Annotated in this window: 21 protein-coding genes and 1 tRNA gene; 7 read left to right on the plus strand and 15 right to left on the minus strand. The window is 63.8% G+C overall.

The window, feature by feature from the left end; translation table 11 throughout:
* Positions 1 to 18 precede the first annotated feature (18 nt).
* The 5 genes from DSHI_RS21260 to DSHI_RS22215 form a co-directional block, all read right to left on the minus strand.
* Positions 19 to 1,059 carry an energy transducer TonB family protein gene (locus tag DSHI_RS21260; protein ID WP_050757788.1) on the minus strand — a complete coding sequence of 347 codons (1,041 nt, stop codon included), beginning with the start codon at positions 1,057 to 1,059 and terminating at the stop codon, positions 19 to 21.
* Positions 1,060 to 1,061: 2 nt separating this feature from the next.
* Positions 1,062 to 1,454: an ExbD/TolR family protein gene (locus DSHI_RS02875; protein ID WP_012177246.1), complete on the minus strand. Its 393-nt coding sequence runs from the start codon at positions 1,452 to 1,454 to the stop codon at positions 1,062 to 1,064.
* Positions 1,455 to 1,458: 4 nt separating this feature from the next.
* Positions 1,459 to 1,845, minus strand: a complete 387-nt coding sequence (locus DSHI_RS02880; protein ID WP_044027604.1) for an ExbD/TolR family protein — start codon at positions 1,843 to 1,845, stop codon at positions 1,459 to 1,461.
* The gene (locus DSHI_RS02885; protein ID WP_012177247.1) at positions 1,842 to 2,534 is read right to left on the minus strand and encodes a MotA/TolQ/ExbB proton channel family protein; all 693 of its coding nucleotides are present in this window, start codon (positions 2,532 to 2,534) and stop codon (positions 1,842 to 1,844) included. The genes DSHI_RS02880 and DSHI_RS02885 overlap by 4 nt, the downstream gene beginning before the upstream one ends.
* Positions 2,535 to 2,604: 70 nt before the next feature.
* Entirely contained in the window at positions 2,605 to 2,802 is a 198-nt protein-coding gene (locus tag DSHI_RS22215; protein WP_157865226.1) for a hypothetical protein, read from the minus strand.
* Positions 2,803 to 3,403: 601 nt separating this feature from the next.
* Here DSHI_RS22215 and DSHI_RS02895 point away from each other — a divergent pair.
* Positions 3,404 to 5,431, plus strand: a complete 2,028-nt coding sequence (locus tag DSHI_RS02895; RefSeq protein ID WP_012177248.1) for a TonB-dependent receptor — start codon at positions 3,404 to 3,406, stop codon at positions 5,429 to 5,431.
* 45 nt (positions 5,432 to 5,476) lie between these two features.
* Here the strand turns inward: DSHI_RS02895 and DSHI_RS02900 are convergent, their stop codons facing one another.
* The 6 genes from DSHI_RS02900 to DSHI_RS02925 all read right to left on the minus strand — a co-directional run bounded on the left by DSHI_RS02900 (position 5,477) and on the right by DSHI_RS02925 (position 11,040).
* Positions 5,477 to 6,259 carry a heme ABC transporter ATP-binding protein gene (locus DSHI_RS02900; RefSeq protein ID WP_012177249.1) on the minus strand — a complete coding sequence of 261 codons (783 nt, stop codon included), beginning with the start codon at positions 6,257 to 6,259 and terminating at the stop codon, positions 5,477 to 5,479.
* Positions 6,256 to 7,338: a FecCD family ABC transporter permease gene (locus tag DSHI_RS02905; protein ID WP_012177250.1), complete on the minus strand. Its 1,083-nt coding sequence runs from the start codon at positions 7,336 to 7,338 to the stop codon at positions 6,256 to 6,258. The genes DSHI_RS02900 and DSHI_RS02905 overlap by 4 nt, the downstream gene beginning before the upstream one ends.
* A complete protein-coding gene (locus tag DSHI_RS02910; RefSeq protein ID WP_012177251.1) occupies positions 7,328 to 8,164 on the minus strand; it encodes a heme/hemin ABC transporter substrate-binding protein in 837 nt (278 codons plus the stop codon). The genes DSHI_RS02905 and DSHI_RS02910 overlap by 11 nt, the downstream gene beginning before the upstream one ends.
* On the minus strand, positions 8,161 to 9,192 hold the full coding sequence (locus DSHI_RS02915) for a hemin-degrading factor (RefSeq protein ID WP_012177252.1): 1,032 nt from the start codon (positions 9,190 to 9,192) through the stop codon (positions 8,161 to 8,163). Before DSHI_RS02915 ends, DSHI_RS02910 begins: the two co-directional genes overlap by 4 nt.
* A 66-nt stretch (positions 9,193 to 9,258) precedes the next feature.
* Complete coding sequence (locus DSHI_RS02920) at positions 9,259 to 9,699, minus strand: hypothetical protein (RefSeq protein WP_050757794.1); 441 nt, start codon at positions 9,697 to 9,699, stop codon at positions 9,259 to 9,261.
* A gap of 471 nt (positions 9,700 to 10,170) precedes the next feature.
* Complete coding sequence (locus tag DSHI_RS02925; RefSeq protein WP_012177254.1) at positions 10,171 to 11,040, minus strand: LysR family transcriptional regulator; 870 nt, start codon at positions 11,038 to 11,040, stop codon at positions 10,171 to 10,173.
* A gap of 90 nt (positions 11,041 to 11,130) precedes the next feature.
* On the opposite strand from DSHI_RS02925, the gene DSHI_RS02930 reads away from it, so the two are divergent.
* The 6 genes from DSHI_RS02930 to DSHI_RS02955 all read left to right on the plus strand — a co-directional run bounded on the left by DSHI_RS02930 (position 11,131) and on the right by DSHI_RS02955 (position 18,034).
* Positions 11,131 to 12,582 (plus strand): aldehyde dehydrogenase family protein, encoded by a 1,452-nt coding sequence (locus DSHI_RS02930; protein ID WP_012177255.1) that lies wholly within the window; start codon positions 11,131 to 11,133, stop codon positions 12,580 to 12,582.
* Complete coding sequence (locus DSHI_RS02935; protein ID WP_012177256.1) at positions 12,579 to 13,589, plus strand: membrane dipeptidase; 1,011 nt, start codon at positions 12,579 to 12,581, stop codon at positions 13,587 to 13,589. Before DSHI_RS02930 ends, DSHI_RS02935 begins: the two co-directional genes overlap by 4 nt.
* A gap of 34 nt (positions 13,590 to 13,623) precedes the next feature.
* Positions 13,624 to 15,183 (plus strand): BCCT family transporter, encoded by a 1,560-nt coding sequence (locus DSHI_RS02940; RefSeq protein ID WP_012177257.1) that lies wholly within the window; start codon positions 13,624 to 13,626, stop codon positions 15,181 to 15,183.
* A gap of 67 nt (positions 15,184 to 15,250) precedes the next feature.
* Positions 15,251 to 16,927, plus strand: a complete 1,677-nt coding sequence (locus tag DSHI_RS02945; RefSeq protein WP_012177258.1) for a hypothetical protein — start codon at positions 15,251 to 15,253, stop codon at positions 16,925 to 16,927.
* Entirely contained in the window at positions 16,924 to 17,655 is a 732-nt protein-coding gene (locus tag DSHI_RS02950; protein ID WP_012177259.1) for a DUF3726 domain-containing protein, read from the plus strand. The genes DSHI_RS02945 and DSHI_RS02950 overlap by 4 nt, the downstream gene beginning before the upstream one ends.
* Positions 17,656 to 17,668: 13 nt before the next feature.
* Positions 17,669 to 18,034 (plus strand): RidA family protein, encoded by a 366-nt coding sequence (locus DSHI_RS02955; RefSeq protein ID WP_012177260.1) that lies wholly within the window; start codon positions 17,669 to 17,671, stop codon positions 18,032 to 18,034.
* A gap of 233 nt (positions 18,035 to 18,267) precedes the next feature.
* Here DSHI_RS02955 and DSHI_RS02960 read toward each other — a convergent pair.
* The 4 genes from DSHI_RS02960 to DSHI_RS02975 all read right to left on the minus strand — a co-directional run bounded on the left by DSHI_RS02960 (position 18,268) and on the right by DSHI_RS02975 (position 21,672).
* Positions 18,268 to 18,342 (minus strand) — tRNA-Gln (locus DSHI_RS02960).
* 133 nt (positions 18,343 to 18,475) lie between these two features.
* Positions 18,476 to 19,309 carry a 3-deoxy-8-phosphooctulonate synthase gene (kdsA, locus tag DSHI_RS02965; RefSeq protein ID WP_012177261.1) on the minus strand — a complete coding sequence of 278 codons (834 nt, stop codon included), beginning with the start codon at positions 19,307 to 19,309 and terminating at the stop codon, positions 18,476 to 18,478.
* Between the two features lie 16 nt (positions 19,310 to 19,325).
* A complete protein-coding gene (locus DSHI_RS02970) occupies positions 19,326 to 20,951 on the minus strand; it encodes a KpsE/RkpR family capsule polysaccharide export protein (protein WP_342626454.1) in 1,626 nt (541 codons plus the stop codon).
* Positions 20,952 to 21,012: 61 nt separating this feature from the next.
* Positions 21,013 to 21,672: an ABC transporter ATP-binding protein gene (locus DSHI_RS02975; protein ID WP_012177263.1), complete on the minus strand. Its 660-nt coding sequence runs from the start codon at positions 21,670 to 21,672 to the stop codon at positions 21,013 to 21,015.
* Between the last annotated feature and the right edge of the window lie 13 nt (positions 21,673 to 21,685).

The following is a 21,685-nucleotide window of genomic DNA, read 5'->3' on the forward strand; positions in this document are numbered from 1 at the left end:
CCTGGACCGGCGGCCCTGCTACCTTCCGAACCGAATGGGCAAGGTGAAGGCATGTTGCGTGCCATCGAGGTCCCTGGGCGCCTTGGGGAACCTGCCTGCGCGCTGGACCGCGCTGATCGCGGCGGCGTCTATCGCGGCCACGCCTGAACTTTGCGCCAGACTGACGGCAACCAGCTGACCTTCGGTCGACACCACCAATCGAACGACGGCCGTGCCGCGGTCTCGTGTTCCCGAGGGTTTGCGCCGTTCGACTCGGGCCCGGATCTGACTGCCCCAGCGTGTCATGAGGCGCTCGCGGACACCGGGGCTGAGGCTGGATATGTCGGTCTGCGTTCCGCGACCGGCCGCTGCCGCATCGCCGTCACCTTTCGCCCTTTGGGCTTTCTGCGGCGGCGCGGCGGGTTGCGGCGCAGCCGCTGTTTCTGCTTTTGGCGCTTGTGCGCGCTCTGGCCGTGGCGCGGGCGGTGACTTGGCGGCCTCGGGCAGCTGGGCTTGCGCGACCGCGGGCTCCGGCGGGGCAGGCGGCGCAGGCGGGGGCGGCGGTGTGGCAGGGTCGGGGGGAGGCATCTGCGCTGCAGGCGGCGCAGGTGCGGGTGCAGGGTCCGGCTCTGCCACCCTGGGCGTCGGTATTGCCTGCGGCATATCCAGTGACGGCAGGGCGGGCGGTGGAAGATCCGCAAGCGCGTCCGGCCGAGGCAGGTCCGCTGGGGTGGGAGGCGCCGTATCGAGGCGCAGGGGTGGCGTCTCGGATGGGGCGCTCAGGGTCCGCGGCGGCTCGGGCGGGGGCGCTGCGGGCGTGGCGGGGCTGATGGCCTCGGGCGGCTGATCCGGGGCCAGTGGCGTCGGGTCCATCTGCGGTGCGCGGGTCAAAGCTTCGGGCGGTGTCTCGAACGCCTCGACGAGTGCGTCGAGGTCTCCCGATATGGCGGTCAGGCTGATCGCGACATCGCCGCCTGCGCCGGCATCTCCGGCCGCGCCCTCGGGCAGCGTCAGAAACAAGCCCAAATGCAGGACGGTTGCGAGCATCACAAACGCGGGCAGTTCGAGCTGACGCACCATGGTCACGACGGCGCCGTGGTCAACTCGACGTCGCGAATCCCGGCCTCGGCCAGACGGCGCAGCAAAGCTGCAAGCGCGGTGCCCGGGACCCGGTAATCGGCGCGGATCTGCAAGGGAACGCCCGGCTCGGGCCCATATTCTTCCAGGGCTGCGGCCAGCGCGGTTTCGCCGGTGAACGCGTCGAAGGCAATCAGGCCATCGGCCGAAAGAAACAGCCGCACCGGCGTTTCGGATGCCAACTCCTGGTCTTCGGTGCTGGGCAACACGACCTCGATCGGATCCGCGGGGCGGATCTCGGCGGTGATCAGAAAAAAGATCAGCAGCAGGAACACCACGTTGATCATCGGGATGATGCTCTCGTTGCGCAGAGGTTTCGGGGGCGGTGGAATGCGCACGGGACTACTCCAGGATTGCGAAGCGTGTGTATCCCGCGGCTTCCAGTGTCGCGACCAGATCGACCAGCCGTTGCAGAACCGCGTCGTCCCGGCTCCGCAGGATGATCAGGTCGTCTGGTGATGCGGTCAGGTCGGCAAGCGTGGCGCGGAGGGCGTCCTCGTCCAGTGCCACACCGTTCAGACGCTGTCCCTCCGGCAGCACGTCAATCACCCGTGGTGGGCCGGAATACGCCCCGCTGTTGCCGCCGGCCAGTGTCAGCGACAGGCCCGTGTCCGAGCCGAACCGTGCCGCCAGCATGAAAAACACGAGCAGCAGGAAAACCACGTCGATCATCGGTGTCAGGCTCGGCCGCCGACGCGGCCGGGTGGGATCGAGGCGAAAGCTGGTCACTCGGCGGCCCGCTGGAGCGGTTTCGGTGTCAGCTCCCGGGTTTCGGCGCGAATGAAGATCCGGGTCGCGAGATCCTCCATATCTTGCCTGATCCGGTCCACGACACTTTCGAAATAACTCAGCGCCATCGAGGCAGGGATGGCGACAGCCATGCCCGCCGCCGTCGTCAGCAGCGCCTCCCAAATGCCACCGGCCAGCGTGCCGGGGTCTGCGCGCGCGCCTGCGTCTTGCAAGGCCTGAAATGCGGCGATCATTCCCAGCACCGTACCCAGCAAGCCGATGAGCGGTGCGATCGTCGCGATCAACTCCAGAACCCGCAGCCCGGCGCGTGACTGCGCAAGCTCGCGCTGGGCGATGCGGTAGGTTTCCTCCTTTGCGCCCTCGAAAGACAGGCCAGGATCGTCCAGGGCCGCAAGGGCGCGCGCCACCAGTCTGGCCCGCACCCCCTGTTGCCCGCTCAAAGCCCGGTGCGCAGCACCCATGTCGCCCTTTACCCAATGCTGCACGGCGCGGTCGGCGCGCTGTCCAGACCACGCCCCGATCCGAGCGAAACGCCACAGCTTCCAGAGTATGACGGTCAGCGTGATGACCGACAGGCCAGCAATGACCCAGATGGCCGGCCCCCCCTGCGCCATGAAGCTCTGAAGCGCGCTGAGGTCGAGCAGGGCAAGCGAGGCGAGATCGATCATGCGAATGTCTTTCGGCAGTGTGGTTGAGGGCCTTGAGCGGCGAGCGGGTCCGGGGCGTGCTTTGCAGGCGTCACTGAAAAACGCTGACGAGGAAGGCCATTTCGACCAACGCCAATCCCAACACGACCCCAATGCTCAGGCCCATTGGCCCTGCGATCGCCGGTACGACCGAAACGGCCGCCCAGAGCATGAAAACCAATGCGAAGGGTAAGAGCAGAAATGCCCCGCCATTCATTCCGGGTGGAAACACCTGCGGAAGCATGAGCATGACAAACAACGTGGAGCATATCGCAACCGGGGCTGCCAGAACCCATCGTGCGATGGTGGGGTGAGCTGTGAGCCATGCGACCCACGTCGGGAAGGGAGGTATTCGCGCCATCATGCAACCCTCGAAAAGGTGTGTGCGATATGCTGGCGGTGACCGCATCCAGGACGGGTCAGGGCTTGCGTGGTGGTGTGGGGCGTCACAGTGCAGGACCTTGTGACCCCGCTGTGCGGTGCGCTCCGGAAAGTCTGCGTTAACACTTGCTAAGCTGATTTCTTACTGTTTTTATCGGAAATGTCAATCGCAGCAATGATGCCGTACCTGCCGACCTTGGCCAGGGTGCGCGTCTCGCCACGCATGGATGTTTTGACCCGCAGGGCCAAGGCCAACGAAAGGCGGCGCGAGAATGACCATGATCTGCAAATTCGAGTTCATCGCGCCCATGGGTGGCAGGCGAGCTTCGCACACAGGCGCGCACGACGTGACCGCCAGCGTTGGCTTGGCGCGAAGGTCGGGCGCCCCATGCCCTGATTCTTAATCCTCAGGCTCAGCAAGGTTTCGCGCCCAGCAGCAGTCCGCTCCGAATACTCCAAAGGACCTGATCATGCTAAAACAGGCACTTACCATCACGACTGTTCTCGTAACCGCCACTGGGCTATCTGCGCGGATCAGCGCCGCGCAGGACGCCACAGCCCTGGAAGCCATCACCGTCCTGGGCACCGGTTTGCCGACCTCTGTCTTCGAAAGCCCATCCAGTGTGACCGTGATCGATGACGGTCAGTTGCGCCGCATCGCGCCTGAGAAGATCGGCAGTTACCTCGAAAGCGTCCCGGGCGTCATCATCGGCGAACAGGGCATCCAGCGTATTCAGATCCGGGGCGAGGCGGAGCGCCGGGTTCTGATCAAGGTCGATGGGCAAGCCCTGACCGACCACACGACCTATGGGCAGCCTGTGCTGGTGGATCCGCTCAACATCGAGCGGATCGAGGTGATCCGGGGGGCGTCGTCGGTGGTCTCGGGCTCGCGCGCCATTGGCGGGGTGGTCAACATCGTGACCAAACGCGGCGCGCCCGACACCGCGGCAGAGGTCACGTTCGGCGCGGGCTATTTCGGCGGCTCGGATGGCTACCGCGCCAGTGGCTCGGTCGGGGGCACCATCGGGGCCTTCGATTACCGGATTACGGCCGGAACGGCCGATTTCGGGGACCGCGAGACGCCCGATCGCACGCTGGTGCCTTCGGAAAGTGCCAGTGACAGCCTCGCCGTGCACCTGGGATACCAGATCGATCCGAACCAATACGTGATGTTCAAAGCCCAGCGTTACGATCAATCGGCGGATGTCTTCACCGACGATCCCGATTTCACGATCACCTTGCCCAATCGGGATCTCACGAAATACTCGGCTTTCTATGAAGGGACGGACCTCGCGCCCTGGATGCCGAAGCTGAACGCGGATGTCTATTATCAGACCGTCGACCGGGTTTTCGAAAACGATGTGAATACTGGTGTGCCGCCGTTCGTGCCGAATGCGCCGACGAACATTCAGGGCCTGAGCGATGACGAGGGCAGGACCTGGGGGCTGAATGTGACAGCCGAGTTGTCGATTTTCGACATCGGGCGCAGCTTTGTCGGGTTCGAGTATGAAGACGACCGTCTCGACACCGCGCGCAGTTCGATTGTCACGGCAAACCCGCCTCCCGGCCCGCCGGGACCGCCGGTTGTGAGTGTCGATAGCCGCGAGGAAGATGCGAGCATCAAGACCACTTCCCTCTACGCCTTGCAGGAATTCGATCTCTCCGACACGGTCACGGGCTTTCTGGGCGGGCGGTATTACGCGGTGGATGCAGAGCTTATCCGCAGCACGCGCAGTGCCCCGCGGTCCAATGACGACGACAGGTTTCTCGGCTCCGCCGGACTGGTCTGGACCCCGAATCCCGAGACGGCGCTGCGCCTGAATATCTCGCAAGGCTACAGTTATCCGTCGCTGGGCCAGCTTTTCCTCGAAACTTCCGCAGGCGGCCAAACGGTCATCGGCAATCCCGATCTGGAGCCGGAGACTGCCACCACGCTGGAGCTGGGCGCGCGCTATGACGGGGCGGGCGCAACCATCGATGCCACGTTCTTCTATACCGACAGCTCCGACTACATCGAGTTGACAGGGGCAGGTGGCGGCACGCTGAGCTATACCAACATCGCTGCAGCCGAGGCCTTCGGGCTTGAGGTTCTGGCCGAAACCCGGATTGGGGCAAGCAATTGGTCGCCCTACGCCTCGCTGACCTATGTGCGGCGGGAATTCGATTTCGGCAACGGGTTCAAGACCAAGGATTCAGGCACGCCCGAACTGTTCGGTCGCGTCGGTGTGAAATACGATTTTGACTGGTTCGGGATGACCGGGGTGCTGGACGCGCATGTGCGGGGTGAAACCTCTGCCACCTTGCGGGACGAGACCGGCGCAGTGGTGCGGTCCGGCGACGGGTTCGGCTTGCTGGAGGTCGATGCCTTCGTCAACATCAGCGAGAACGCGTCGCTGACGGTTGCGCTGAACAACCTGTTGAACACGACCTATGATCCGATCGACCAGATCGAGGGACAGAAGCGGTCGGTTGACGTGTTCCTGACCTGGACCTTCTGAGCCAGGGGGCGGGCGTTGCGGCGCGTGGCCCCACCCATTGTGGGGCTACATTTGCGCGGCGTGCGGCAGGATGAATGTATGATCGGCCGCGGGGGGCGTGTTGACCCGCACCGCGCAGTCATAGGCTTCGGACAGGTTGGTGTCGGTCAGCACCTGTCGCGGGGTGCCGACGGCCCGGATCGCGCCGCCTTTGAGAAGGGCGACCTGATCGGCGAACATCGCCGTCAGGTTCAGGTCATGCATCACGGCGATCACGCCGCCGCCGCGCGCCGCGTAGTCCGCCGCAATCCGCATGATACCGAGCTGATGCCCGATATCGAGGCTCGACACAGGCTCGTCCAGAAAAAGCCAGCACGGGCCCTCGGCCGAGACCGGCTCCCAAACTTGGCAGAGCACGCGGGCCAGTTGGACCCGCTGCTGCTCGCCGCCCGAAAGTTCCTGGTAGTAGCGGTCTTCGTACCCGCTCAGGCCGACCTTTTGCAGGGCCTGCAAGGGCAGGGTACGCCGCGCCGCATGACGCCCCGCCTCCAGCCCCATGGTAATCACTTCGATAACGGTGAAGGGAAAGGCGAGCGAGGCCGCCTGCGGCAGCACCCCGCGCATCGCCGCCAGCGCCCAGGGTTTGGCCGACGCGGTCTGCAGTCCGTTCAGGCGCACGTCGCCCGAAGCGCCGATCTCGCCCACCAGCGCGCGCAGCAGGGTGGTCTTGCCCGAGCCGTTGGGCCCGACGATCGCCGTCAGCGCCCCGGGTTGCGCGGTGAAATCGACGCCCGACAGGACATCCCGGCGACCCAGCCTGACGGTGATATTTCGCGCATGCAGGCTCACAGGTCCACGACCCCCCGCGCGCGCAGCAGGATCCACAAGAATACCGGCGCGCCCAGAACCGCGGTGACGATGCCAATGGGCAATTCCGCAGGTGCGATGATGGTTCGGCTGATGCAGTCGGCCAGCACCAGAAGGCTCGCGCCCAAGAGCGCCGCATTCGGCAACAGCGTCCGGTGATCCGGTCCGACTGCGATGCGCAACAGATGGGGCACCACGATGCCCACGAACCCGATGCCGCCCGACACCGCGACAGCCGCGCCCGTGGCGCTGGCCACGATCAGGATGGCGCCGGTTTTGAGCCGTTCCAGCGCCACGCCCATATGGGCCGCCGCGGCCTCGCCCAAGGCCATTCCGTTCAATCCCCGTGCCAGCAAGGGCGCCGACAGGAACGCCACCGCGATCAAGGGGCCCGCGATCAGCACCTTGGTCCAAGTCGCCCCGGCCAGGGAGCCCAGCCCCCAGAAGGTCAAATCCCGCAACTGCCTGTCATCGGCGATGTAGACCAGGATCCCGGACAGCGCCCCGGTCAAGGCGGCCAGGGCGATCCCGGCCAGGAGCATGGTCGCGACCGACGTCCGCCCGCGCCTGGTCGAAACCTTGTAAAGCAGGATCGTGCTGCCCCAGCCCCCGGCGAAGGCCGCCAGCGGGATCAGGTAATTGCCCAAGGCATCGATGAAAAAGGCCGGAAGGGCCGCACCGAGCACGATCGCCAGAATCGCGCCCAGACCGGCGCCGGCGCTGACCCCAACGATGCCGGGATCGGCCAGCGGGTTGCGGAACAGTCCCTGCATCACGGCCCCCGCCACCGCAAGGGCGGCGCCGACCAGCAACCCGAGTGCCAGTCGCGGCAGGCGGATGTCGAACAGGATCACCTGCGCCCCCGCATCCAGTGTGCCGGTGCGGATCCAGTCTGCGACCGCGGCACGCACCTGTGCCCCCGCCGCCCCGATCCCCAAAGAGAACGCAGATACGGCAAGCAGAAATATCCAGAGCCACAGATGCAGTCGCATCGCGCGGGCATACCGCCCCCCCTCGGCGCCCGCGGCGGTTCCGGCCTGATGGCTCAGATCAGTTGCCATAGAGCGCAAGGGACAAGTCGCGGACCGCCTGTGCTGTTCGTGGGCCGAACCCGAGCAGGAACAGGCCATCCATCCGGACCACCGCACGGTTCTGCGCGGCCGGTGTGCTGGCCAGCGCGGGCATGGCCAGAAGTTCGTCCACCGCAACATCGTGATCTCCGCCCCGGTCCATCATCAGGATCAGGTCGGGTGCCAGTGCGGTAACGGCCTCGTCGTTCAGGGGCTTGTAGCCTTCGAAACCGGTATTGGCATTGACGCCGCCGGCCAGGGTGATCATCGCCGCTGCGGCGGTGTCTGTGCCCGATGCGAGGATCCGCCCCCCTTGGGTCGACAGGATGAACAGCACGCGCTTGGGATCATCCCCGTCGGAAAGTTCCGCAACGCGGGCGCGCGCCTTCTCCAGGTCGCTCTTGACAGCCTCGGCAAGCTCCGCCCCCCGCTCCGGGACGCCAAGCGCGTCGCTGATGGTCATGATCTTGCTCACCAGGCCCTCTGCATCGGGCTGGTTCGGGACCATGACGATCGGAACCCTCGCGGAGGTCAGAACATCGAGCGCCTCGGCAGGGCCGGCGCCCTCGTCGGCGATGATCAGATCCGGCGCGAGGCTCAGCACGCCCTCCGGCGACAATGCGCGCATGTAACCGACATCCGGCAACGCTTCGGCCTCGGGGGGGAAGACCGACGTGGTGTCCCGGCCCACAAGCCGCGCGTCTTCGCCCAAGGCATAGACAATCTCCGTGATCGCCCCGCCGATGGCCAGAACCCGGTCCGAGGCAAGCACCGGACCGGTCACGAGAAACAGGATCAGGGCAAGTCGAAACATCATGCCGTGGTCTCCTGTGTCGGCAAGCCGTTGACGATCTCGGTGAACGCGGTGCGGGTATCCTTGCCTTCCTTCGGAACGCCGAACGCCTGAAGGATCAGGACACCGTCGGCGTCGAACGCCTCGACCGAGACAGCCGGGCCGCGTTGTGTCGGCTTTTCGACCTGCCAGACCTCCGCGACCTTGTCGCCGCGCAGATGGAGGTTGAAGTCCGGGTCCAGCACGTTCACCCAGGGGCCCATCGGCTCTATCCGCCGAAGGGGGCCGGTGTGGATTTCGATGCAGCCGCGATTGCCGACGAACAGCATGATCTCGAATCCCGCAACCTGTATCGCGCGCAACATCGTGTCCACTGCCGAAGGCGCAAGCGGCCGCACGAAGGGGGGTTCCGCAATCCGATAGGCGCCCAACCGGTTCATTTTCAGCTTGGCGCAGAGGCGCAGGAATTGGTGAGTGTCGGTGAGCCGTGCCCACTCCTTGAGCAGGATGTCGCGCTTGTCGAGATTGATCCGCGCGCCCTCGGGCGGCTCCCGATCCTTCAGGGCCAAGGTGTCGGTTTGCGCGGGCAGGGCGAGGTCCGATTGCAGCCGTGTCCAGGCCGCCATGTCCGCGCCGTCGCGCAGATAGGCCTTGTGCACCGCATCGCCTGCGGCGTCGAACACCTGCACGCTGTGGCGCAGACCGCTCTTGACCTGCTCGGAGACCGCGAAGGCATGCACCCAGTGGCGCGGAAACATCCGCAAATCGATCCCCTCGTTGAGGGTCATCGTCGCGTGATCGCCCCCGTGGTAGTCGGTATATTCCCCATCCTTTTCGATGACGCAGGCGTCGTTGCGCGTGAGCGCCATCATCGGGCCGAGGGCCCCGAGGGCCGGGATCAGGTCGTTTGGATGCGGGCGCAGCGCCACGGCATCATGCCCGACCTGCGCCGCGACCAGCGCGGCCTCCGGCAGCCCGAGCGCCTGGGCTATGTCGCGCGCGCGCCCGGCCTTGTGGGTGCGCGCCTCCCGGATCTCTTTTGCATCTAACATGGCAGTCTCCCGAAACTGGCTGCTGGGGGCGTTGGATTGGGGCGCAATCACGATGCGACTGCGCGTTCAGGACATGGGCTGCATTTCCAGCGCGTCGGTTGCGTTGATCAGTCGTGTTTGCGCGGCCAGGAACGTGTCCACCGGGTTGGTTTCGCAAAGCAGCATCGCGTAGGAGAATGCCACGGGGCGCCGCCCCTCCCGCAGGGCGATGAAGCTGCGCATGAACAACCCCTCATGTTCCGACAGAAGCCGCGCGCAGTTTGCGCAATGGGGATTGTTGAACCGGAAACAGGATTGGCGCGCCTGTCGCATCGCCTGCACCGCACCGAGCACAAGGCTCGCGACGCGGACCCCGTCGATCTCGCCATAGGTCAGGGTCGGGCATTTGAACCCAAGCAACCAGCTCTGGTGTTCGGGGTTTGCAAAGCTCTCGAAAAAGTAGCGCGCGGTCTGAAGAACGACCTGATCGCGGGGCTCCAGGCCGGCCTTTTCGATGCGCACCGACATGGGGTCGTTTCTCCTGCCGCAGCAGCTTTCGGTCGTGCGCGGGCCTTGGTGGTCAAACATCGATAACGGCTCCGCTTCGGATGGGCGCAAGGCCAGGCTGTTGCGGAGCGTTCCAGGCGGCGCGGAACGGGTTGGAAAGGAATAGATGTAAAAGCATGTCCAGCCTCCTTTGTTGCAATGCGCGAAGAGATGCGCACCGTTGCAACGATCACAATGGAGCCGGGCTCAGATCGAGGCTTGGCTGGGCAAATTAATCCTGACAGAACTTATCGGGAATTGCAAGGCTGGTCATGCTCGGGGGTGGGCCATTGCAGAAGCGTACAGCAATCAAAGCTTAGTGCTGTCTGCTTCGGCGCATTTCTCGATCTCAGATTGGTGGCATGGGCGCCGAGGTTGTCATCTTTGAGGATTAGCTTGTCGTCCAACCGGATGCCGTTTTCGATTTGTTGCATCGGGGCTCGCCTTTGACCGTTAGTCTTTCAGCAGGTCCCAGAACGCGGCAACTGGACCCCGCATCCGGCCGTTATCCTGCCTGATCTTGCGCAGTTCACGCTGACTGGTGGAGTGGGCAGGGACGAAGAACTCCACACCGTCGGGCTGATTGCGCACGGCATCGAAGGGCAGGATGCTTGCCCCGAATCCACGTTTGACAAACGACAGGATCGCCGTGGTGTTCCGCGCCTCCAAAGTGCTGGCGATCCTCATCTCCGCAACCAGAGGATCATCGACCAGTTCGCACAGCGGATTCGAAATCAGAGGCTCCCGTTTCAACAAATCCCATCCCGACATGCCCTGAGTATTCATGTGCGCGAGGTGTATGGCCCCTCCTTCGACACAAACGATCCCCAAATCATCCGAGCGAATGCGCGTGCCCTCCGGTGTGTCGCGAGGCTGTGCCGAAACGATCCCAATATCGGCCGCGTCGCGCTGGATGCGTGCGCGCACGGCGGCGCTATCGACGTCGCTGATCTCGATGCGCACATCAGGGTGTGCTTTGCGGAAAGCTTCGATCACATCCGGCAAAAGCGCCACTGTGGCGGAAGGCACCGCCGCGATGCGCACGATCCCGCCCGCGGACATGGCGTGACGGCGAATGGCAGCGACACTGCGGTCGAAGACATCCGTGGCGCGCTGGCTTTCTTCAAGCACAAGCTGTCCCAGGGGTGTCAGACGGCTTTTGCGGTCAGTCTCGAACAAAGGCGCGCCTATGTCGTCCTCAAGCTGCGCCAACATCATCGACACCGCGGAGGGCGAGCGTCCCAAAACCGCGGCCGCGCCTGCCAGTGTTCCTTGCGTCGCCACCACCGAGAAGGTTCTCAGCATTTCGAGCTTGATAGGCATTCAGCATACCTGAAGATTTCTCCAATTTTTTCAGACTGACTGAATTAAGCGCAATCGTCTAGGGAGCAATCAAGCAAACAGGAGAGAGCCATGACGGATCGTACGCAACTCTATATCGACGGTGCCTGGACCGAGGGTACCGCCCAGATCGAGAACCGCAATCCGTCCGACACCACTGACCTGATCGGTATGTATGCGCAGGCGGATGCGGGCCAGTTGGACACCGCCCTCGCCGCCGCACGCCGGGCACAGCCCGCCTGGTGGGCCGCCGGCATTCAGAAACGTCACGACGTTCTGATGGCCATCGGCACCGAGTTGATGGCGCGTTCTGACGAAATCGGTCGCCTGTTGTCGCGTGAAGAGGGCAAGCCGCTGGCCGAAGGCAAGGGCGAGGTCTACCGTGCCGGGCAGTTCTTTACCTATTTTGCCGCCGAAGCGCTGCGCCAGCACGGGGATCTCGCCGAAAGCGTGCGCCCTGGGATCGAGATCGACGTGCGCCGCGAAGCCGTGGGTGTGGTGGCGATCATTTCACCCTGGAACTTTCCCGTGGCCACGCCCGCGTGGAAAATTGCGCCTGCACTGGCTTTCGGCAATGCGGTCGTCTGGAAGCCCGCGAATGTTACGCCCGCAAGCGCCATTGCCCTGACCGAGATCATCGCGCGCCAGGACATTCCCAAGGGGCTGTTCAACCTGGTCGCGGGGCCGGGCCGTGACGTGGGCCAACGTCTTGTGGAAAGCGCCGAGGTGGACGCCATAAGCTTCACCGGCTCGGTCCCCGTGGGGCGCGGCATTGCTGCGGCCGCAGTGCAGAACATGACAAAGGTGCAGATGGAGATGGGGTCGAAGAACCCCCTGATCGTGATGGACGATTGCGATCTCGATCTGGCCGTGGCCCATGCCGCGAGTTCCGCATTCGGGGGCACGGGTCAGAAATGCACCGCTGCGAGCCGCCTGATCGTACACAGCGCCGTTCATGATGCTTTCGTCGAAAAACTGGTCGCAGCGGCGCGGGCCATGAAAGTGGGTCACGCGCTTGAGGACGGCACGCAATTGGGTCCAGTGGTCAGCGAAAGCCAGCTGAACCAGAACATGGAGTATATCGGCGTTGGCAAGGACGAGGGCGCGGAACTGCTCTGTGGAGGCGACCGGCTGGAAATGGCGACCGATGGCTACTTCATGGCCCCGGCGGTTTTTGCAGGCACGGCCAATGATATGCGGATCAACCGTGAGGAGATGTTCGCGCCGATCACCGCAGTGCAACGCGTGGATAGCTACGACGAGGCCCTGGCCCGCGCCAACGACACGCAGTTCGGTCTGACCGCCGGGATAATGACGACCTCGCTGGCCCGCGCCAGCCACTTCCGCGCGCACATGCGCGCCGGATGCGTCATGGTGAACCTGCCGACCGCAGGCACGGACTACCACGTGCCCTTTGGCGGACGCGGTGCGTCCAGTTTCGGGCCGCGCGAGCAGGGCAGCTATGCCGCCGAATTCTACACCACGGTCAAGACCGCCTATGTCGCCGCCGGAGCGCCCGCATGAGCTATCTGATTGACGGTCTGCAATACGCCAACTGGTCGGAGAAGATCTTTCGCCAGATGCGCGCGGGTGGCGTGGATGCGGTCCATGTGACGATCACCTACCACGAGACGTTTCGAGAAACCGTGCTGGTGATCGAGCAGTGGAACCGTTGGTTTGAACAGTTCCCCGACCTGATCTTTCAGGGGCGCACCGCAGACGATGTGTGCCGCGCGCGAGAGACGGGCCGCACCGCGATCTTCTTCGGCTCCCAAAACCCGTCCTGCATCGAGGACGACATCGGTCTGGTCGAGGTTCTGCACACGCTGGGCCTGCGGTTCATGCAGCTTACCTACAACAACCAGTCGCTTCTGGCGTCGGGCTGTTACGAGGACGAGGATACCGGGCTGACCCGGATGGGGCGTCAGGTCGTCGCGGAAATGAACCGCGTGGGCCTGGTGGTGGACATGAGCCATTCCGGCGAGCGGTCGACCTTCGAGGCGATTGCGCAGTCCACGCGGCCCGTCACGATCAGCCATGCCAACCCGGCAAGCTGGCACAAAGCCCGGCGCAACAAGTCCGACGACCTGCTGCGGGCACTTGGGCAAAGCGGCGGGTTCTTGGGGCTGTCGGTCTATCCGCATCACCTCAAGGATGGGGGCGATTGCACGCTGCAATCGTGGTGCGACATGGCTGCCTTGGCCGTGGATCTGATGGGTCCGCAGAATGTCGGTATCGGCACGGACCTGTGCCAGGACCAGCCCGACAGCATCGTGGAATGGATGCGTGTGGGCCGCTGGACCAAGGCCATCGACTACGGCGAGGGCAGCGCGGCCAATGCGGGTTTCCCGTCGATGCCCAACTGGTTCCGCGACAACCGCGATCTGGCGGGCATTCGGGCGGGCCTGCGCGCCGCCGGACTGGATGAGGCCACCACGGACGGGATCATGGGCGACAACTGGCACGCCTTTTTCGCGCGCAGTTTCGGGCGTCAGGACGCCCCCACGACCAAACAAGACGCCGCCGAATAGGCCGCGTGCCATCGCTTATGGGAGGACTTGAGAGATGAGCGACACGACACGGACACCGGGCCTTGCGCCCAAGGGCGCGGACAAGGCGCTGTTTGCCGTCACGGGCGGGTTCATCGCCCTGTTTTGCGCCTATGCACTCTTCGACATCGAAGGGCTATCGGCCCTCGTGGACACAAGCTTTGCCTTTTCGGCCAAGTATTTCGGCTTGTATTGGCAGGTTTTGCTGCTCGCCACCTTCCTGATCGGGTTGGTCCTGTGCTTTCTGCCCGGATCGAGGACTCTGATGGGCGGGCTGAGCACGCCGGAATTCGGCACTTTCAGCTGGGCCGCGATGATCATGTGCACCCTGCTTGCGGGCGGTGGCGTTTTCTGGGCCGCGGGCGAGCCGATTGCGCATTTTCTGTCCACACCGCCGGTCTTTGGCGACCTGAGTGGTGACGTGCAGGCGCAAGCCCATGCCGCCCTCGCACAAAGCTTCCTGCATTGGGGGTTTCTGGCCTGGGCGATCCTGGGCTCGCTGACCACGGTCATGTTGATGCACTACCACTACGACAAAGGGCTGCCTCTGGCACCGCGTACTCTACTGTATCCGCTGTTGGGTGACCGCGCGCTGAGCGGTCCAATTGGCCTGATTGCGGATGCGTCCTGCATCATTGCCGTGGTCGCAGGCACCGTCGGCCCGATCGGGTTTCTCGGGTTGCAGATGTCTTACGGGCTCAACGATTTGACGGGCATCCCGGACACCTTCGCCACCCAAGCCATCGCGATCCTGGCGCTTGTGGGACTTTACACCGTGTCCGCGATCACGGGGCTGGCGAAAGGCATCAAGATCCTGTCGCAGATCAACGTGCTTCTCGCGGTGGTACTGCTGATCTTCATGCTGGTCGCCGGTCCCACGATGAACATCTTTGCGGGCTTCTTCGGTGGAATGCAGGTCTATGCCACGCATTTCTTTGACATGGCGATGTATCGCGGCGATGCGGGCCTGTTTGGCGATGCCGGATGGCTGGGATGGTGGACCGTGTTCTTCTGGGGCTGGTTCATGGGCTACGGTCCCTTGATGGCCGTGTTCATCGCACGTATCAGCCGCGGCCGTTCGATCCGGCAAATCATCATCACCCTGTCTATTGCAGCGCCCCTGATCACGAACTTCTGGTTCACGATTATCGGCGGGTCCGGCATCTTCTTCGAGATCGCCGAGCCGGGCGTCGTCTCTGGCCCGTTCGAAGGGTTCAACCTGCCCGCAGGCCTGCTTGCGATCACCCAGGCCATGCCCATGGGACTGATCCTGTCTGTACTGTTTCTTGTCCTGACCATGTGCTTTGTCGCCACGACGAGCGACTCGATGAGCTACGTGATCTCGTCGACCATGACCGACGGAGAGCCCTCGACTGCCATGCGCGCCTTTTGGGGTCTGGCCATGGGGGTGATGGCGCTGATCCTGATTTCCACCGGAGAAGGAGGCATTGGCAAGCTCCAGAGCTTCATCGTGGTGACGGCGGTGCCGGTATCGCTGATCCTGCTACCTTCCCTGTGGGACGCGCTGCGTATTACGTGGATGCTGGGGCGCACGCCCGAGGCGAAGCACGCCTGATACAGATGGTGGTGCGCAGAGCTTGCGCGCCACCGCTTGTGAAACTGCGCTCCTGGGGGGATTTGCGATGTCTGCGAACACACCGAACACGGCGGCGGAAACAAGACGTTTCTTGCGCCCCGCGTCCGAGGTCATGCGCCTTGCCCGGATGGGCAGTTCCCATCCCACGCGGCTGTCGTTTCTAAGGGTCCTGTTGCGCAGGATGGCGCAGCAGGACTGGCAGATCGACCGCCCGGTCTGGGACGTGGATGCCAAAGGCGTTGGGATCGGTGTCTACCGTGTCCGAAACGCTGAGCGGACCTACAGCCTTGTGGCCTTTGCCCATGACCTGCCACCGGAGCTGCGGTCGGACCGGGTGATCGCGACAGCTTGGGACGCGACCTTTACCCTGTTCGACGGCGATCCCACGCCCGAAGATATCGCGCGCCTGTCCGCGAACGTGCCCTATCAGGAAGCTGGCCGGATCAGCCCCAAGGAGCTGACGCTGGCTCGCGCAAACCGCTCCGTCCGGCTGTTCGAGCATGTCGTCACTACCCTGTCGCAAGGCCGCCAGCCTGACCCGGCCGAAATTCAGGCTGTGGGGTACCTGGTGCGCACGACGGCCGTCTATGGCTCGGGCAAATTCGGGGCCTCGGACCGTGAAGACATCGCGACTCGCCCCGAGCTTGCCGCTCCGTTTCAGGTTGAAATGCTGACAGTGTGGCTGATCCGGGCCTTCACCATCGATATCGTCGAGCATATCGCTGCTGCCAAAGGTGGCGACACCGCTGTGAAACTTGACCGAGCCACACGGCGCAGCCTTGGGGTGGGCAACTCCACCGGGCTTGGGATGGCGCCGTTTATAGTGCGGCACCCGGTCCTGCTCAACAACTGGATGGTGGCCCGCGAGGAGGCTTTGGCCCGCGTCCGCGCGCAACCAAGCGCGACGCCGCAAGCCGTTTCCGATCTGGGCACAGCCTTGGAGGCGGCGGTCACCAACGCCGAGGTCTGGCATTCCGAGCACCCCGTTCAGGTGCGTAAGCTCCACGATCTGCGCCGCGACTTGACCGTGCTGGCCGAGGCGCTCGCAACGTGGGACTGGACGGGGGCCGCCCCGTGGGATGCCTTGTGGACCTGGGGCGAGAACACCCTGACCCATGAAGGGCAGGAGGCACTGGTGTCGCTTATGCTGGAGCCCCATGGTGCGCTGATCGATGATCTGGCGGAGACGATGGGCGCTGATGAAGCGGCCAGTTTCCGCATCAATGGCGCCATGCCGGTGGCCGAGCTGAGGCATGTCCTTGAGACCGACTACGCCTGGGCATTGAAGATCGACTTCACCACGCCCGAGAACATCGCGCGGTTCTGGTATGTCTCCGAGGAAAAGCTGGAACCCCGTCTCGGCGAGCGCGCGACCGAGGATGGCGCGACGTTGGAACAGCCCTTGTGCATCGCTCGCCTGATGTCCGAGCTTCACGCGACCGTTCTGGGTTTTGACGCCGCGCAACCCGTTGCCGCGCTGATGCTGGCCCACCCTGAACATCGATATGCGGTGCGCCGCGCGCAGGTGGCCCAGCACCACCCCTATGCCGAGGTTCAGGACAATCTGATCGCGGCTGACATGCTGCCAATTGACCTTCTGCGCTGCAAGCTGGCCTTCTTCGGGGCTAGCCAGTTCGACCCCCGGTCGGATCGCTGGGTGCGCATCAACCTGTTTGCCGGGGCGCCCTTCCCTGACGAGATCAAGATGGAGGCCTCGGTATGAGCATGGACACGGAGCCGCACGATCAGACACGTGGCGAGACTACACCGGTCTTCAGGGACGCGCAGGCAGCTCCTTTGTCATGCAATGAGGCGGCATCCCTGTGCACCAAGGCTGCGCGCGGCGCCGGCATGAGTTGGGGCATGGCTGAAGAGGCCGGGTTTGCCGTCGCGTGGCTGGTGTCCCGCGGCATCGATGGTCCGTCCCATCTGCGCGCGCATCTGGAGCGTTCCGATGGCCGGGCGTGGTCCGAACTGTGCCCGTCCGTGACACCCGGTCTGTGGCGCAACGCGGCCAGGCAGCCCAACTGCCCGATCATTCTAGGCGCGACCTTGTGCGATTACGCAACCCTCCCCGAAGGTCCCTCTTCCGGGCGAACACTCACCCTTGGTCCGGTCAGCGCACCCCTTCTGCTGGTCCCGTTCCTGGCAGTTCTCGCGCATGACAACCACCTTGCCCTCACCCTGACATGGGAGACGGGGAGGGTGTGCATAGACGACCAGGATGTGTGGTTGCAGCGCGCTGCCCGAGCGCTCAGTGTCTTGGAACTGGACCTCGCCCTGACCGCACGCGCGGCGCGATACCATCATCCTTGCGCCACCACGAAGCCCAAGGCGCACACCACTGCCGACACTGTCGCGGCGCTGAATACGCTCGCCATGCGGACCACCGTGCCCGCAACCGAAGCGTCGCGAGCAGGCGCAGGATCAACCCTCAGTGACAACGACTAACGAAGGACACGTCATGACCCTTTCCCGCCTCAAACCCGGCGCCCGCATGAGCCAGGCCGTGACCATCGGCAATATCGCCTTTCTCGCAGGTCAGGTGCCCGACGACCTGAGCGCCGACATCGAAACGCAGACCCGTCAGGTGCTGGCGAAACTGGATGCTGTTGTCGCCGAGCTTGGCGCGACCAAATCCGACATTGCCTCGGTGCAGGTGTGGTTGGCCGATATGGCGGACTTCCAGGGCATGAATGCCGTCTGGGACGATTGGCTGCAGGCCGATGTTCCGCCCGCGCGCGCGACCGGCGGCACCGGTCTGGCCCGCCCCGGCATGCGCGTGGAGATGATCGCGATTGTAGCTGTGCCGGACGCTGTTTCGGCCTGACGGCTGGTCAATATGGGGCGCGAGACACCAGTCCCGCGCCCCCGGAGGCCCGCTCATGATCGAGCAGGACCAACCCTCGGGGTGGGTGCTGTGTGCCGAGATGCAGAGCTCTGTCGTGCTGCAGATCTGGGACAAGATCGCAAGCCCAACAGCTTTTGCCATGGCGATGAACCCCAAGATGACACGCCACAAAACCCGCTCCGGAAAACACCGTCGCAATATCAGGAAAGAAGTGGCTGGGGTGGTAGGATTCGAACCTACGGTACACGGTACCAAAAACCGCTGCCTTACCGCTTGGCTACACCCCAACAGTGCGCGTCGGAATACGACTCCTTCAGGTTTTGCGCAAGGCCTGTTTGCAGGTTTTTCTGCAGTTTGCCGGGGGTGCCTTGGCAGAGTGTCGGGCGCTGTTCCGTCTGGTCCAACACGGGCCGGGCAGGGCTACAACCGGATCGGGTTGGTCTTCGCCAAGGCATCGAACGCCATCAGGTCGCCGATGAGGTCCTGCATCTGGGCGAGGGGAATCATGTTCGGTCCATCGGACGGGGCTGTGTCCGGCGCGGGGTGGGTTTCGATAAACACCGCGGCGATACCAAGCGAGACCGCAGCCCGGGCCATGACCGGTGCGAACTCCCGTTGTCCGCCCGAGGCGCCACCGAGGCCGCCGGGCTGCTGGACCGAGTGGGTGGCGTCCATGACGACCGGGTATCCTGTCTTCATCATGGTGGGCAGGCTGCGCATGTCGGCGACGAGGGTATTGTAGCCGAAAGAGGCCCCGCGTTCCGTCAGCATGATACGGGTGTTCCCGGTGCTTTCGATTTTTCCGATCACATGGGGCATGTCCCAGGGTGCGAGGAATTGCCCCTTCTTGACGTTTACCACGGCCCCGGTTTCGCCGGCTGCGATCAAAAGGTCAGTCTGGCGGCACAGAAAGGCCGGGATCTGGAGGATATCGACAGCCTCCGCCGCGGGCGCGCAATGCTCTGCGGCATGGACATCGGTCAGCACGGGCACCCCGAGCGTTTCCCGCAGCCGCCCGAGGGCATCGAGCCCCGCGGCCATGCCCATGCCCCGCACGCCCCCGGCGGATGTCCGGTTCGCCTTGTCGTAAGAGGCCTTGAAAATGAACTGCGCGCCGGAGCGATCGCATGCCTCCTTCAGCGCAGCGCCAATCTCAAGCCCCTGTTCGAAACTCTCGAGCTGGCACGGGCCCGCGATCAGCGTCAGCGGTTGATCGTTGCCGACGCGCAATTCGCCGATCTGGAGTGTTTTCATGTCGGAGTTCTCTGGCCTAGCTGGATACCTGTTCCCGAAGGATCGACGCCGTCAGAGAGATCATCAGGTAGATGCCTGCAAATACGAGAAACGCGAGAAAGGTGTTCTCGAATGCTCGCGGATAGCTGGCTTCATCCGGCGCGATCGGACTGACACTCGTGGACAGATACCTCACTTGCCTGTTGGCCTCAATACGGGCTGTCTCGAGCTGCTGCAGAGCCTGGCTGAGCATAAGCTGCCGCGTTTCGAGATCTGCCTGGGCAATCACAAGCTCTCCGGAGATCCGCGCCAGGGACGCCCCGGAACTGCCGCCTTCGGTCATCTGGCCACGCAGATCCTCGATCAGGCGGGTCAGCCTTGCGATATTGCCCTCCAGGATCGCGACGCGGCTTTGATTGGGCTGCGCGTTCACAAGGAGCTCCTGCAAGCGCAGTTTTTCGGTGTTGAGTTCTACCTCAAGTGTCGAAATCTGGGACATCAGGCTCGACACTTCGAGGTCCGCGCTCAAGACACCGCGCGCCTGCTGGAGGTCGAGGACCCGGGTCTGGGCGGCCTGTACCATCGTTTCGGCGTCGTCGAAACTCTCCCGTGCGCCGCGCATCTGGTCTGCGCGCAGGCGTTGGGTCAGGTCATCAACCTGCTGTTCCGCATAAGAGAGCAGCGCCTCGGAAAAGGCCTTGCTCGTCTGGGGGTCGGCGGCAGCCACTTCCATCCGCACGATCCCCTCGGTTGGATCAAAGCTGATCTTTACCCGTTTTCGGTAGATGTCGTAGGCATCTTCGTATGTGGCGTCCGCATCCAGCCTCTGTAATGCGTCGATTTCCGGTGATGAGAAGTGATCGCGAAAACCGAGATCCGCATCGAGACGCAGCATCGCCTCGCGGGACGTGAGGTAGGACTGGACCGCCACAGCGTCCTGGGTCGTCGCCAGCATCGTGCCGGAGAACATGCCCCCAAGACCACCAGGCCCGGCTTGGGACTCCGCCTGCTGGATCACGAACTCCGAATGGGTGGCGAACATGGGCGTGGCCATGCGGAAGAAGTAGTAGCCCGCAAGCGCAGTGGGCAGCAGTACGAAGAAGGCCAAACGCGCCACCAGAAGCGTCATCTTCAACCGCCGCCGCCGTGCGATATCCTGTTGGATCTTGCGCACTTCCCGCGCGATGTCCGCTTCGGTCGTGACCTCCGGAGAGGCGACTTGGGGTTGTGGGACCGTTTGCGGCAGGTTCTTGCGCGATTTGTCCGATACCAGATCGAGGATCGTCTCCCGGGTGAAAGGGTCAATGCCCTTCTTGCGCAGCATTCGGACCGCTTCGATGTCCGACGCCGGATCGAGCCCGTGCCGATTTGCGACCCGACGGGCAATACGCAATTGCCGGCCCGTCAGACCTTCGGCGAGTATCGCGGCATCACTGTCGGGATCGGGTTTGGAGCCTTTGCGCATGTGCCGCGCTTTGGCCATGCGCGGTTTAGCAGTCCTTTGTGCAGCGGCATTGGCCGCCGCTTGCATCGTTGGCTTTTCGGGCGCGGGGGCTTTCTCGGTCCTGGAAGGGGCAGGGGGCTTTTCAGGAGAAGCCGCGGACCGCATCGCCTGTTCCATCGCGTTGTCTGCCTGTAATTCGGCATCCGGGTCCGGCAGCACCAGATCCCCCGCCGGAAGGGCGAGGCTGTCTGCGACATCGCGGCGCCGAATCCGGTACTTCTTAGCTCTCGCCTTGGTAGTCATAGAGCCTCTTTGCTTCTTCTAGCGTGTCAAACATGTGGAGCTGCCCATTCTGCAGCACCGCCGCGGACCGACAGAACTTCTCGATAGTCTTCGCATCGTGGGAGACGATCACCACCGTGGCCCGTTCCAGGCGCTGCTTCATGATCATTCCTGCGCGTTTGTTGAACCCGACATCCGTGGCCGCGGGCATGCCTTCGTCGATCAGGTAGAAGTCGAAGTCCAGAGCCAGCATGAGCGAAAAGCAGAACCGTTGACGCATCCCGGCGCTGTAGGTTCCAACGGGCATGTCGAAATACTCTTCTATACCCGCAACGTAGCGGCAGAAGGCTTCCACGAAATCGGCATCCAGGTGGTAGAGTTTGGCAATGTAACGGGCGTTTTCGCGCCCGGTATGCTTGCCGGAAACACCCCCCATGAACCCCAGGGGAAAAGAGATTCGCCCCTTGCGGGTGATCTGGCCTTCGTCCGGTTGCTCCAGCCCGGCCATCATGTTGATCAGCGTGGTCTTGCCGGTGCCGTTCTTGGCCAGAATGCCCATGGAGCGCCCTTCCTCCACGCGAAAGGATGCCCGGTCGAGGATGACCTTGCGCGATTTACCGGTCCAAAAGGACTTGCTGACCTGATCGAACTCGATCAATCGACTGCTCCCG

The organism is Dinoroseobacter shibae DFL 12 = DSM 16493 (genome assembly GCF_000018145.1).
Classification (GTDB): domain Bacteria; phylum Pseudomonadota; class Alphaproteobacteria; order Rhodobacterales; family Rhodobacteraceae; genus Dinoroseobacter; species Dinoroseobacter shibae.

Bases quoted from the DNA above. Each gene is read 5' to 3' on its own strand.
- DSHI_RS21260 (WP_050757788.1), bottom strand. From the start codon at position 1,059: ATGGTGCGTCAGCTCGAACTGCCCGCGTTTGTGATGCTCGCAACCGTC.
- DSHI_RS02885 (WP_012177247.1), bottom strand. From the start codon at position 2,534: ATGATCGATCTCGCCTCGCTTGCCCTGCTCGACCTCAGCGCGCTTCAG.
- DSHI_RS22215 (WP_157865226.1), bottom strand. From the start codon at position 2,802: ATGCTCATGCTTCCGCAGGTGTTTCCACCCGGAATGAATGGCGGGGCA.
- DSHI_RS02895 (WP_012177248.1), top strand. From the start codon at position 3,404: ATGCTAAAACAGGCACTTACCATCACGACTGTTCTCGTAACCGCCACT.
- DSHI_RS02905 (WP_012177250.1), bottom strand. From the start codon at position 7,338: ATGGCAACTGATCTGAGCCATCAGGCCGGAACCGCCGCGGGCGCCGAG.
- DSHI_RS02910 (WP_012177251.1), bottom strand. From the start codon at position 8,164: ATGATGTTTCGACTTGCCCTGATCCTGTTTCTCGTGACCGGTCCGGTG.
- DSHI_RS02915 (WP_012177252.1), bottom strand. From the start codon at position 9,192: ATGTTAGATGCAAAAGAGATCCGGGAGGCGCGCACCCACAAGGCCGGG.
- DSHI_RS02920 (WP_050757794.1), bottom strand. From the start codon at position 9,699: ATGTCGGTGCGCATCGAAAAGGCCGGCCTGGAGCCCCGCGATCAGGTC.
- DSHI_RS02925 (WP_012177254.1), bottom strand. From the start codon at position 11,040: ATGCCTATCAAGCTCGAAATGCTGAGAACCTTCTCGGTGGTGGCGACG.
- DSHI_RS02930 (WP_012177255.1), top strand. From the start codon at position 11,131: ATGACGGATCGTACGCAACTCTATATCGACGGTGCCTGGACCGAGGGT.
- DSHI_RS02935 (WP_012177256.1), top strand. From the start codon at position 12,579: ATGAGCTATCTGATTGACGGTCTGCAATACGCCAACTGGTCGGAGAAG.
- DSHI_RS02940 (WP_012177257.1), top strand. From the start codon at position 13,624: ATGAGCGACACGACACGGACACCGGGCCTTGCGCCCAAGGGCGCGGAC.
- DSHI_RS02945 (WP_012177258.1), top strand. From the start codon at position 15,251: ATGTCTGCGAACACACCGAACACGGCGGCGGAAACAAGACGTTTCTTG.
- DSHI_RS02950 (WP_012177259.1), top strand. From the start codon at position 16,924: ATGAGCATGGACACGGAGCCGCACGATCAGACACGTGGCGAGACTACA.
- DSHI_RS02955 (WP_012177260.1), top strand. From the start codon at position 17,669: ATGACCCTTTCCCGCCTCAAACCCGGCGCCCGCATGAGCCAGGCCGTG.
- kdsA (WP_012177261.1), bottom strand. From the start codon at position 19,309: ATGAAAACACTCCAGATCGGCGAATTGCGCGTCGGCAACGATCAACCG.